A 12261-nucleotide genomic window follows, 5' to 3' on the forward strand; every position below is an offset into this window, starting at 1 on the left:
ATAGGCCAATTCAGGAGGTCGAAGCACATGAATTCAATACCGGATCATTTGGCGCATGAGTTGTCTATTTTGTTTGTCGGCTATAATCCGAGCTTGAAGTCGGGCGAGACGGGGCATCATTATGCCAATCCCCGCAATCGCTTCTGGCATATCATCTATCGGGCCGAACTGACGCCGCGGCTGTATCGGGCAGAAGAGGACGGGGATTTACTGGAGCTGGGCTATGGCTTCACAAATATAGTAGCGCGGCCGACCCGTACGGCGGCAGAGATTACGGCAGAGGAATATGCGCAGGGCCGGGACGAGCTGCGGCACAAGATTGAGAGGTACAAGCCGAAGACGGTCTGCTTTGTCGGGAAAGGGGTATATGAAGCATATAGCGGCAGGAGGGACGTAAGCTGGGGATACCAGCGCGAACCGGTCGTACCTGGCGTGCGTGAATTCGTTGCTCCCTCCTCAAGTGGTTTAGTCCGTATGAAGATCGACGAAATCGTCGATATTTTTAAGCAGATCTGTTCCACACAGTGAAATGGGAGCTTGGCTGCCTTTCGTTCCTAGCCCTGAGAAGGAGCATTGGCGAGCATTATTGCAAGCACCCCTATTTGCAAGCGTTGTCACGGTGAATGTGCAAAGCTAAGAAGGTCACAGTGTTTCTCGCTCCGTTTTCCATACGATTCCGGTTTCTTTATACTTATACAAGAGTGTAATTGTTTCGGATAGATGACTAACGAGCGAGGAGTGACTTTCACTTGAGTAACGAAAATGTGTTAGACCGTCGGAACGAGATGCTGAGACGAAACATCCAGCAATATCTTGCCCAAGACAATCAATACGGCCTAAGCGCGCAGGAGCAGCATTTCCTGCAGCACATGATCAAAGAGCTGCATCAGAACATGCATGAGATGAATGCAAGCCATAAATAGGACGGATATCGAAAGCGCCTGCCCGCAGCAGACGCTTTTTATTTATGGATTTGTTGAACCGAAACCTCCAATTTATACCTTGAAATTACAAAGCCATTGACTAATACGACCTTAGTTCCACTCTCCCCACGGTTCAAAAACACTTCACCACATGTGTGCCATCCAATATTCCGTGCAGCTTCTCAATGAAGAATAATTACAGCGACTTCTTCTCGGGCGTAACCTGCTTTCTGGCGCAAATCGAAGAAAAGGACAACAAGCCGATGATGTGACTGATGCGAAGTACTAATTTCGGGATAAAGGAAGTAAATTGGAAGTAGAATCGACCAACGAGCCTTGGATTTTCATCCGACGGCTCATGTGCTGCTAAAGGGGAGAAACGTACAGTCTGAAATCGGAGGAGGATGAATCAGATGAGGGTGTACGTCAAAGAGTTTTTTACGTTTTTCGACATCATGCTCACACTCGCGGCAGGGCTCGTCTGTCTTGGCTTTACGATACCGCACCTGGCGCGGGGGGCGACATGGCTTGCTATCGTTGCCGGCATGATTGCTTACGCGCTCAGCGAATACGCTATTCACCGCTACCTTTTTCATTTGAAGCCGCCGCGCAACACATTTCTCAGGAACATGCTAAGACGTCTCCATTACGATCACCACGTCCATCCGAATAACTTGAAGCTGCTTTTTTTGCCGGTTTGGTACAGCTTTCCCCTCATCGCCGTCGCTGGCGCCATCGCCATTGCTGTTACGAGTGACTGGAGCTTAACGCTTGCGGCCGTCACTGGGGTCATTGCCTATCTGCTCTATTATGAATGGGTTCATTTTCGCGCTCATCGTCCCATTCAGCCGCTTACCCCATGGGGGCGTTATATGAAGAAGATGCATTTGTGGCATCACTTCAAAAGCGAGCATTTTTGGTTCGGCGTCACTAATCCGGTCATGGACAAAGTGTTGGGTACGTACAAAGACGAGAAAACGGTGGTGCGCAGCGAGACGGTGCGAGATTTGGAGAAGGGCGGGGAAATCGGCGGAAGAAGTGGCCAAATTGATCCCAAATAAAGTAAGCACTTATTTGCAAGAGTAGGCCGGGTAGATTCATATTGAACCAGCGTCCACAGCGGCTAATGGGCGTTTATTCCTATCTATCTTTCATATCCACCTCACAAATCAACCGTTCGGTTGATTTGTGTTGTTTCCCTTTCCGGTACGATGGGTTCAGGAGGGGATTATCCATGACACCGATGTTGGAAATGAATCATGTATCCAAGTTATATGGCGAGCATCATGCGCTGAAGGACCTTTCCTTTCAAGTGCATGAAGGCGAAATCTTATGTTTCCTTGGACCGAACGGAGCGGGCAAGAGCACGGCTATTCACATTTTGTCCACGGTGCTGAGCTACAATGAAGGCCGCATTTCGTTCCGTGGAACGAGAGTAGAGGAGCAGTTGTCCCATTATAAACGCAAGCTAGGTATCGTGCCGCAGGATTTAGCGATCTATGAGGACGTCACGGCAGAGGGTAATGTCACGTTCTTCGCTTCGCTGTATGGGCTGCGGGGCGACATGCTGCGGGAGCGGGTTGCGGAAGCCCTCCAGTTCGTCGGATTGTATGACCGGCGTGGCGATAAGCCGCGCACTTTTTCGGGAGGAATGAAGCGGCGGCTCAATATGGCATGCGCCATTGCCCACCGTCCGGAAATATTGATTATGGATGAACCGACCGTAGGCATCGATCCACATTCGCGCAATCATATTCTGGAATCGATTCGGGAGCTGAGGGATCAGGGCAGCACCATTCTCTATACGACCCACTATATGGAGGAAGTAGAGGAAATCTCGACCCGTATTCTTATAATCGATCAAGGAGAGGTCATCGCTTCCGGTACGAAGGAAGAACTGAAGGAACTGCTGGGGGACGAAAAGTGGATTGAGGTCGAGCTGGAAGACGCAAGCGAGCTGTCCGAAGAACGGCTGTTTCGCGTCGATGGCGTGAAGCAAGTGGAGAAGCATGACAATCTGCTGCGCATCGCTACGGTTAAAGGGATCGAGAACACGGACAAATTAATGGCCTTTTTCGTCAACCATGGCATCAAAGTAAAGCACTTCACAAGCTTGGCGGCAAGCCTGGAGGCCGTATTTCTACAGCTCACCGGTCGCAAGCTGCGGGATTAGGAGGGAGAACGATGGCTCAATTTGTTCAATCGACCCGCGGGTTCGGCATGTTGTGGAAGCGGGACTTTATGAATTTGCTCACCAGCCCTGTGATGCTGCTCACCAATACGTTGTTCCCGCTGCTGCTCATTCTCATCCTCGGTTATCTGACGCGCGGACAATATGGCGACACGGTCACTTCGTACGATTATTACGGTATTACGCTGCTAGTCTTTCATGCGCTGAATGTATCTATGACAGCATCCAACAGCTTTATGGAACGGAAGCTGAGAGCAAGTAATATGCGAGTGCTGTATTCCCCGATTCGAACATCGTGGGTGTATTTATCCAAAATATTAGCGACCTTTGTATTTACCACCCTGTGCATGGGGATGCTTGCGGTGCTGCTCGTTGTCTTATTTGGCGTTTATTTCGGAGGAAAAGATGCGGTTTACGTATTCGTCGCGCTGGCGCTTTTTCACTTATTTTCGGCTGCATTTGGCGTCTGGTTCTGCTGCTTGTGGAAGAGTGAAGAATTAGCGAACAAAATATTAAATGTCGTTAATAATGTGCTTGCCTTGATGGGGGGACTCTTCTTCTCCTGGGACAGCTTGGGCAGGACGGCGGAAACGTTATCGTACTTCTCGCCGGTCAAATGGGTGGTGGATGGGCTGTTCCGCATCGTGTATGACGGAAGCCTGTGGAGCTTCATACCGCTGGTCAGCGGGTTGTTGATCGGAACTGCACTGCTCCTGCTGGGCTGCAAATGGACGTTTCGAACGGAGGAGATGGTATGAATGCATTCGGATGCTTAATGCGGTTGAATATGCAGAGAATGGCTAGCCGCAAAGCCTATTTGCTTGTCACGTACGTCATGATTGTACTAGCGATCGCAGGGGCCGTTCTGCTGGCCAACTACGGCGGGATGAAGGTGAAGCTGGCTGTCGTCGGGGCGCTTGACCGTCTGTCGGGCCTGGAGCGGTTTCAAGTGGAGAGTGTGCACGACGCGCCGCCTGTATCCTCGCTCGTCCGTCAGAAATATGACGGCATTATCACGGTGCAAGTTGATGGCGCATTCGAGGTGTTGACGATCAAGGGGGAGAAGCTGGAAGCCGAGATCCGGGAGGTCTTGGCTGGTGGTACGATACCGGATGAGCCGCAACGCGGCATTGGGACGACGATGATGGGCTTTCTGCTCATGATCCTGCTGCTGCAAGGCGTCATGTTTCTTACGCTATTCGGCGAGGATCGCGAGAGCGGGACGCTGCGGCGGACGGCTTTGTCTCCAGCTGGCTTGAAGGCTTACCTTGGCGCGCAATGTCTCGTTGCCTTCCTCATGCTCTATGTGCCGACGGTTGTCATTATATGTGCCGCACGGCTCGGATTTGGCTTGGAGCTAGGTTATTCCCTGCCCGCCATAGCTATGCTGCTTATCGTCCCTGTTCTGCTTGCCGTGGGCTTCGCTTTATTCGTGATGGCAGCGTGCCGAAGCAGCGACAATGCGGTCATGACCGGCGGAGCGCTCACCGTGCTCACCTGCCTGCTGTCCGGCACGGTATATGCGGTGACGAATGAGCAGACATGGTGGAAGTACATCACACAGTGGCTTCCGCAGACACAGTGGATGAGCGTGGTGGGGAAGCTGGAACAAGGACTTGCGATCAGCCAATGGATCGGTCCGCTGTCATACGTGCTCGCATGGGTTGCTGCGTTCATGATTGCGGGCTGGGCCGTCTGTGCGCGCCGATATCGGGCAGGGCACTATTAACGCGTGCTCAAAAAGGACTTGAACAAGAGGTTAATGGATAAAAAAGCTTCTCTGTTCATGCCAAGCACCGTATGATAGAAGACAGAAGCGCTGAATGGGAGCCAGAGTGATCCCAGATTGCCAAGCCAGAGTTAGGAGTGGAACGTGTGAAGCTGATAGCGACCCGATTGAAGCCGCCCGCGCCCCGCGCCAATTACGTGATGCGAAGCAGGTTGACGTATAAGCTGCAGCAGATGGCCGAATGCAAAGCCGTCGTCGTTCAGGGTGCCGCCGGAAGCGGCAAGACGACGCTCGTAACATCGTTCCTGGCGGAGCATCCGCAGCAACATGTGCGCTGGATCTCGCTGGAGCCGGAACACAACGATGTGTATACATTCTGGTATTACATGCTGGAAGCGATGCGGGCAGACTTGGGCGAGGAGTGGGAAATGCTGTCGGAACGACTGGAAGCGATGCCGCAGCAGCATGATCTTCACAATATGTTGGTTATCATTGTAAATAGGCTTCAAGCAGTAACGGATTTAACCTTGATTTTGGACGATTTTCATGTCATTCACGAACCGGATATTACGGATACGCTGTCCTTCTTCATGAAGCATACGCCTGATTCGGTTCGATTAATCTTGCTTACCCGGACGACGCCCCCGCTCTACTTCGGAGAGTGGATGATGTCAGGGAAGTATATGGATATTCGCGAAGAAGAGCTGCGGTTTACGCCGGAAGAGTCGGCGGACTTCCTTGAGCATACGCTTGGCGTGCGGCTCGCTCCCGATATCGAGCGCCGGCTGATCGAGCGCGCGGAAGGCTGGGTTGGCGGCATGCAGCTCATGACGCTGGCTCTGCATCGGAAGCGAAATGTGCCCTCCGCCGAGTTGCCGGAGCTGAATCCGTACATGCTAGAGTACTGGTCCAATGAAATATTGAATTCATTATCGGAGGAAGAGAGGGAGTTCCTGATCGCGACCTCCATCCTCGGTTACTTCAATGAGTCTATATGCAGGCTTGTGCTGCATAAGTCTGAGGCGCGTACTCTTCTCAGCAAGCTGCTTGATCATCACTTATTCATTATCACGATTGATGAGCAGGAGGGAATATACCGCTACCACCACTTGTTCGGCACCTATTTGCAGACGAAGTTCTCCGAATGGGAAGAACCGAGGCAGCGGGAGCTGCATATGCGGGCAGCCGACATATTCGAGCAATGGGATGACGTGGAGGAGAGCATCAAGCATCGGTTGTGTATCGCCGACTATGAAGGGGCGATGCGGCTGTTGAAGCAGTGGGGAGCGAATGTCCGCGGCTGGGCTTATTTGCGTCAAATTCCCGTTCCGGCGTTGACCGACAGCTTTGATTTATTGTTTCAACGGCTGTTTTTGCATTTCTGCAATATGGAGTTCGAACTATGCGCGCAGATGATGAATCAGATGCGGGAGAACGGGCGCAGCGACATGCTGGATCGCCTTACATTCATTTACCGCTTCTTCTTGGAGGATGAAGCGGTGGAGGAAGGGCTGACCTCCGCATCGCTCATGGAGAGCTTCGATCTGGCGGAGATAAGCGAAGGTACGCGTACAATCATCGATATTACAGGCGCCATTATGTTTATGATGAGGGACCAGTATGCGGAAGCGCTGAATGGTCTTGAACGCGTGCTGCGGTCGGAGGTGCAGACGAGTAATCCGTATATTCGTTATTTTGCACTCATCCTCAAGGGGCAGTTGAAGGAATTGCTCGGCGAATTAAAGGAGTGCGAGCAAGTATATGCGTCTCTATTTGCCTTATTGCAGAGCGCTCCTTATTTATCGGCGATTAGCATGAACAGTTATATCGGGGTCGCGGGCATCTACCTGAAGACGATGCGCCTGAACGAAGCGGAACAGATGCTGAACGAAGCGCGGAAGCAGTCAGAGCGTTCGTATGTATCTATGGAACGGGGCTACTTAATCAACGTGATTGAGCTTCATTTGCTGCGGGGCGAGAAGCGGGAGGCATCCGAACGGTTGGCGGAGCTGTGCGCTTACGATTATTATCAGCAGCCATCCACGATCGCTTCGCTTTTGAAGTTCCAGCGTCTAGTCGGAGCTGTCGATACCCAACTGGTGGATCGTTTTCTTTCCCATATGAATGAACGCGCGAGTGAAGGCAGCTATATGCGTTATGAAGACAAGCTCGTCTATGCCCGGCTGCTTGCTGACCAAGAGCGATGGGAACAAGCATTGCAATTGACAGACGATGTGTTAGAACGAACGCGCAAGCATAAGGTGAAGGTGCTGTTGACTGAGGCCTTGCTATTAAAGCTCGAGCTGCTGGACGAAGCTCCGGCGGAGCGGAACAGTCAACAGGCACGCGAGCGGGAAAGGCTGTACCTGATGAGGGAAGCTGTGCATTACAGCTACGCCAATCACTATTTTTACCCGTTTGTGCTGACAGCTGCATTCCCCCATGTTCGCAAGCTGCTGGATACGTTAGGCAACGACTTGAATGCGGCGGAGAGAGCATTTCTGCTGGAGCTGATCTCTTATATGCAGCCACCGCGTGAAGAGCGCAAGCTGCTGAGCGATCGAGAGCTGGAAGTGCTGCAGGTGATGGCGGGCGGTGCGTCGAACAAGCAGATCGGTGAAGTGTTATGTATTTCGTTAGCGACCGTAAAGACGCATGTGCTGAACATTTACGGCAAGCTGGATGTATCCAAACGGATCGAAGCAGTAGAAAAGGCGCGCCAGCTCGGCTTACTCATTGATGAGGGCCACATGGACCTCATCAATTGAACTCGATCGTCAACTATGCTAGAATGCTCCTCATTCAAGGATAGCGCCGACGAAACAAGGGGTGACTCATTTGGAAGATACTTATTTGGATTCTATCGAGGTGCTCCTGTCTCAGGTTGTACGGGCATATAACTACCAAATGATGAGGATGGTCCAAGATGCCGGGATCCATCCGGGGCAAATGCCGCTGCTTCTGCTGCTGCACGAGCAGGATGGCCGCAGTCAGAAGGAACTTGTCGATAAGATGAAGGTGAAGCCGGCGACCATTACGGTCATGCTGAACCGGATGGAGAAGTCCGGACTCATTGAACGGCGAGCGGATAGCGTAGACATGCGCGTATCACGCGTGTATTTGCTGCCACAGGGAACAGCCGTTATCGGCCATGTCGAGCAGGTGGTGCATCAGATTGAGGAGCAGTGCTTTGCAGGCTTCCGTGAGGAAGAAAAAGTGCTGCTGAGGCGCTTCCTTCAGCACATGCATCACAATCTGAGCACAGCAGGAATATCAAATGGGTAAGACGCGAATAAACGGCAATCCATACAGGCTGTTCCCTTAGTGGGAGCAGCCTGTCAAGATCTCTGCCGAACTGCCGTGTCTTCGCTTGCCATCAAGGATTATTCAGGAATGGAGTAGCTTCTATCCTCTTTGTCCAATGCTTGAACGGATGCATTCGGATAGCTCTGTTCGATGAACCTGCACACCTCGATGAATATTTTAGGCTTTCCCGTCAAAAACCGCTCTTCATCAGCGTGCTGTTCCCGTATGAGCAACTCGCATATCACTCTTGCACTCCGCACACCGCCCGCGATATATGCCTGGATCGGAGCATGAAGCGACGCCGGCAATCCAGATGATGCAGCTGACGGCTTCGGTGCCATCGGTTCTTCCTGCCATGTGAACAGGTCCAACAACATATCCTCATTGGAGGATGGTTCCTGCACAGGAGGGGTGTAATTATCGATCCATACTTTACGGGCTGGAGGCTGCTGTCGCAGGCGTTTCACCTGCCGGTCTAATAAAGGCAGACCTAGCTTCAAATGGGACATCACATCTTCTGGCAAGCCCTCTATGTCCAGCATCTCCGGATTGGGCTGCCAGTCGCTCTTCCTTTTGATGAGCATTTCGTCCAATTCATAGTCAATCGCATCGAACCCTTTCTTGATAGCGGATACCATCGAAGCATCGATGCCAAGGTGTTCTTTTAAATGTTCAATGCCGAATTTCTTGACTTCACCGGTCTTTTTGTGCTCGACCTGGTGCTGGTAACGAAGGGAGCGGCCACATTCACAACGAAGCTCGGGAGAGACTGATCCTGCGTCAATATACCCCGTGTACACCCATTCGTCTAGTAAAGCTTCAATGTCTTCAGGATCAGCGTTCTCTGGAATATGGAAGCCCTTTTCCTTGGCCATCGCATTGGCAAACACCGTTCGCCGAGAGCGAACCAATTGTTTTGACAGAAAATCACGCTGTTGTTCATTCAGTTCGGATAGAATGGAATCCCGTTCCTCGACAGTTAAAATCAAGCTTTATCCCCCCTTAATGCGCAGCTTGATCCATTCCGTGCGCTTTTCTTTGCAGCAGCAGTGCCACTTATAACGTTTTCCTATCAGACAAGTCCTTAAGAAAAGGTTACCACGCTTCGTGTTAAGCTGCCATTCCATCTTGAGGGAGAAGCTATTGTTGGTGGTCGCGGAGCATCCATTCCAAGGAGACAAATACATGCTGCAGGAAGTCTCTGTCTCCGCTGGCGTGAGCCAGAAACAGTCCGCCTTCCCACAGCGATATAATAAGCGCTGCGGTCTGCTTGACAGGAAGAGCAGTGTGAAGCTCGTTCTTGCTCTTGCCTTCTATAAGAAGCTGTTCTATGGTGAGCGTTTGCTGGTGGACGAAATGTCGGATTTTATCCCGCACGGGTTCGCATTCTCTTGAGGTCTGGGCATGTAAGGTGAGAAAAGGGCAACCCGCTTGGCAATTTCGTTGCAATGATTCGTATGATAACATGCGGAGAATGAATTCGATTCGAGCAATAACCGGAACATGATGTTGGGACATGATGGAGGTGATGCCTTCATGATAGTGGCTTATGAGCTGGTCTAGAACAGATAACAGGATATCCTCCTTATTTTTAAAATGATAATAAATGTTAGCCTTCGATACCCGGCTTGCGGTTACGATATCTTCAATGCTCGTCTGTTGATAACCAGCTGTCAAAAAAAGCTGTGAGGCGATCTGCAAAACGACTTCTCGATTGGACGTTTTTCGAACTCTATATCTACTATTTCTTTTCATAATCGTAATGTAAGATTTTTCATGCATCGTGTCAATATGACTGGTCCTCCTCCTAGCACACATTTCACTCTACAGATGTAGATAAGACTAGACTTAAGTCCGAAGTGCCGGTTTTATTGATTGTCTTATACTGGAATGTGTCGAGTTAAAAGATATTTACGTTTATATGTGCATATGATTTAAAATGAGGAAGGGGAGCTTGTTCATGAAGCGGTTTGGCTATCTGACCGTTAGCTGTGCACTCTTGCTTATTGCAGCAGGTTTAATTATGGGGATCAAGCAAGTGCAAGAGATATGGTTTGCGCAAACGGAAACGAATGAATTCGTGCCTCCTGTGGCAGACTCGCAGGATAACTTTCGTGTGGAATCCAAGCACGGCATCATTGAGTCGGATTCAGATGGAGGCTTCCGGATTGAATCGCCGGAAGGAAGTATTTATACGAATGAGGATGGGAGCCTGCACATTGAATCCTCCGAGAGCTCGATCCATATTGGCGGGGGCGTTGCAATTCGCATCGGAGGCAACGAATAACTATAACCGAAAGCCATGTACCGTTAGCGGGCACTTTGTCGTTATGTCGAAGGTCCGCAGCCTGGGCATGGCTTTTTTTCGTGTGTGGGAACGTATAGCTTCGTGACCGCAACCATGTATAATAATAGGCAGATAGAGTCACCTATATTACCAATGAAACCTACGGGAGGCATCATGAAACCAATCGTTGACGTGGCAGCACAGCTAGGAATTGCACAGGAACAGCTTGAGCTTTACGGCAAGTACAAGGCCAAGCTAGGACGTGAAGTGTGGGACGATATCGCCCTCCGTCCGGATGGCAAGCTAATTCTGGTAACGGCCATGAATCCGACGCCGGCCGGGGAAGGGAAAACATTGACCACGATCGGGCTGACGCAAGGCCTGAATCGTATCGGGCGGCGAGCGGCAGCCGCTCTGCGGGAGCCGTCTCTTGGGCCTTGCATGGGCATGAAGGGTGGCGCGACCGGAAGCGGCAGTGCGCAGATTGTTCCGGCAGAGGATATCAATCTTCACTTTACCGGCGATATTCATGCGATTACCTCGGCGCATAATTTGCTTGCGGCATTGCTGGATAATCATCTTCATCAAGGCAATGCACTGCGTATCAACCCGTCGCGCATTATGTGGAAGCGTGCTGTGGATATGAATGACCGCGCTTTGCGCAACATTGTCATCGGCATCGGCGAGAGCAACGGAGTGGTGCGCGAGGACGGATTTATGATTTCAACCGCTTCGGAAGTGATGGCGATTCTGTGCCTTGCGGAAGATATGAACGATCTGCGAGAACGGCTGGGTAAAATAGTGATTGCGTATAACGATAGCGGCGATCCGGTATCCGCCTCCGATTTGCAGGCGGTCGATGCCATGTGCGCGCTCTTGAAGGACGCCATTCATCCGAATCTCGTGCAGACTATCGAGGGAGATCCGGTGCTTGTGCATGGCGGTCCATTTGCCAATATCGCACATGGCTGCAGCAGCGTGCGCGCGACGAGATACGCGCTGAAGCTGGCGGATTACGTGGTGACCGAAGCGGGATTCGGAGCCGATCTTGGCGCTGAGAAATTCATGGACATCAAATGCCGCCAGACGGGCCTTTTCCCGTCGGTGATTGTAATTGTTGCGACGGTCCGGGCGATGAAGTTCAACGGCGGCGTTCTGAAGCAGGAGCTTGCGCATGAGCAGGTCGAGGCGGTGCGTGCCGGATTCTGCAACGTGAAGCGGCATATTGAGAATATGCGCCAGTTCGGCGCGCCGGTGCTGGTGGCTGTGAACCGGTTCGCTACGGACACAGAAGCGGAGCTGGAGGCGGTGATGTCCTTATGCCGGGATGCGGGTACGGAAGCCGTCATTTCGGAAGCGTGGGATAAGGGCGGCGAAGGCTGCCGGGCGCTTGCGGAGCGGGTGGCAGAGCTGGCGGACCAATCGGAGGCGAAGGAGAACTTCCGTCTTCTCTATCCGGACAACATGACGATCGAAGACAAAATCGCCACAATCGTAACACGCATCTACCGCGGGGCTGAGGTGAAATACCGCCCGGCAGCGAAGCGGGCCCTTCAGGAGCTCGCGCGCCGCGGAGCAGGGAATGTGCCTGTCTGCATGGCGAAGACGCCGTATTCGTTCACGGATCGGCCGAGCTTGCTCGGTGCGCCAGAAGGATTTACGATCGAAGTTCAGGATATTCGTTGGTCGAGGGGGGCGGGCTTCGCTGTCGTGCATACGGGTCAAGTGATGACCATGCCGGGCATGCCGAAGGCCCCTGCGGCGGAGCGGATTAAGCTTGACGGGCAGGATCGTATCGTCGGGCTTCTATAGTGCTCGAAGCGTT

At 51.8% G+C, this 12261-nt stretch carries 12 protein-coding genes; 10 read left to right on the forward strand and 2 right to left on the reverse strand.

The annotated features are described in order from the left end of the window. Nucleotides 1-27 precede the first annotated feature (27 nt). From A372_RS0110635 to A372_RS0110670, 8 genes are all read left to right on the forward strand, one after another. Nucleotides 28-528 (forward strand): mismatch-specific DNA-glycosylase, encoded by a 501-nt coding sequence (locus A372_RS0110635; RefSeq protein ID WP_019420826.1) that lies wholly within the window; start codon nucleotides 28-30, stop codon nucleotides 526-528. Between the two features lie 221 nt (nucleotides 529-749). Continuing rightward, nucleotides 750-923, forward strand: a complete 174-nt coding sequence (locus A372_RS37925; RefSeq protein ID WP_019420827.1) for a hypothetical protein — start codon at nucleotides 750-752, stop codon at nucleotides 921-923. Between the two features lie 413 nt (nucleotides 924-1336). Continuing rightward, entirely contained in the window at nucleotides 1337-1984 is a 648-nt protein-coding gene (locus tag A372_RS33735) for a sterol desaturase family protein (protein ID WP_019420828.1), read from the forward strand. Between the two features lie 173 nt (nucleotides 1985-2157). Then, entirely contained in the window at nucleotides 2158-3096 is a 939-nt protein-coding gene (locus A372_RS0110650; protein WP_019420829.1) for an ABC transporter ATP-binding protein, read from the forward strand. An 11-nt stretch (nucleotides 3097-3107) separates the two neighbouring features. Continuing rightward, nucleotides 3108-3872: an ABC transporter permease gene (locus tag A372_RS0110655; RefSeq protein ID WP_019420830.1), complete on the forward strand. Its 765-nt coding sequence runs from the start codon at nucleotides 3108-3110 to the stop codon at nucleotides 3870-3872. After that, nucleotides 3869-4843, forward strand: a complete 975-nt coding sequence (locus A372_RS0110660; protein WP_019420831.1) for an ABC transporter permease — start codon at nucleotides 3869-3871, stop codon at nucleotides 4841-4843. The genes A372_RS0110655 and A372_RS0110660 overlap by 4 nt, the downstream gene beginning before the upstream one ends. Before the next feature lie 146 nt (nucleotides 4844-4989). After that, on the forward strand, nucleotides 4990-7611 hold the full coding sequence (locus tag A372_RS0110665) for a helix-turn-helix transcriptional regulator (protein WP_019420832.1): 2622 nt from the start codon (nucleotides 4990-4992) through the stop codon (nucleotides 7609-7611). Between the two features lie 61 nt (nucleotides 7612-7672). Next, nucleotides 7673-8128, forward strand: a complete 456-nt coding sequence (locus A372_RS0110670) for a MarR family winged helix-turn-helix transcriptional regulator (RefSeq protein ID WP_407672880.1) — start codon at nucleotides 7673-7675, stop codon at nucleotides 8126-8128. Between the two features lie 98 nt (nucleotides 8129-8226). Here A372_RS0110670 and A372_RS0110675 read toward each other — a convergent pair whose 3' ends face one another. Together A372_RS0110675 and A372_RS39530 are read right to left on the reverse strand one after the other, a co-directional pair. After that, nucleotides 8227-9138, reverse strand: a complete 912-nt coding sequence (locus A372_RS0110675; protein WP_019420834.1) for a DUF3895 domain-containing protein — start codon at nucleotides 9136-9138, stop codon at nucleotides 8227-8229. A gap of 151 nt (nucleotides 9139-9289) precedes the next feature. After that, nucleotides 9290-9967 (reverse strand): TetR/AcrR family transcriptional regulator, encoded by a 678-nt coding sequence (locus tag A372_RS39530; RefSeq protein WP_083858830.1) that lies wholly within the window; start codon nucleotides 9965-9967, stop codon nucleotides 9290-9292. A gap of 142 nt (nucleotides 9968-10109) precedes the next feature. Between A372_RS39530 and A372_RS0110685 the strand changes: the two genes are divergently transcribed. Both A372_RS0110685 and A372_RS0110690 read left to right on the forward strand, forming a co-directional pair. After that, the gene (locus A372_RS0110685; RefSeq protein WP_019420836.1) at nucleotides 10110-10436 is read left to right on the forward strand and encodes a hypothetical protein; all 327 of its coding nucleotides are present in this window, start codon (nucleotides 10110-10112) and stop codon (nucleotides 10434-10436) included. Nucleotides 10437-10610: 174 nt separating this feature from the next. Continuing rightward, nucleotides 10611-12248 carry a formate--tetrahydrofolate ligase gene (locus A372_RS0110690; RefSeq protein WP_019420837.1) on the forward strand — a complete coding sequence of 546 codons (1638 nt, stop codon included), beginning with the start codon at nucleotides 10611-10613 and terminating at the stop codon, nucleotides 12246-12248. Nucleotides 12249-12261: the final 13 nt, after the last annotated feature.

Origin of the sequence: Paenibacillus sp. OSY-SE (genome assembly GCF_000283315.1) — a bacterium.
GTDB lineage: Bacteria > Bacillota > Bacilli > Paenibacillales > Paenibacillaceae > Paenibacillus_B > Paenibacillus_B profundus.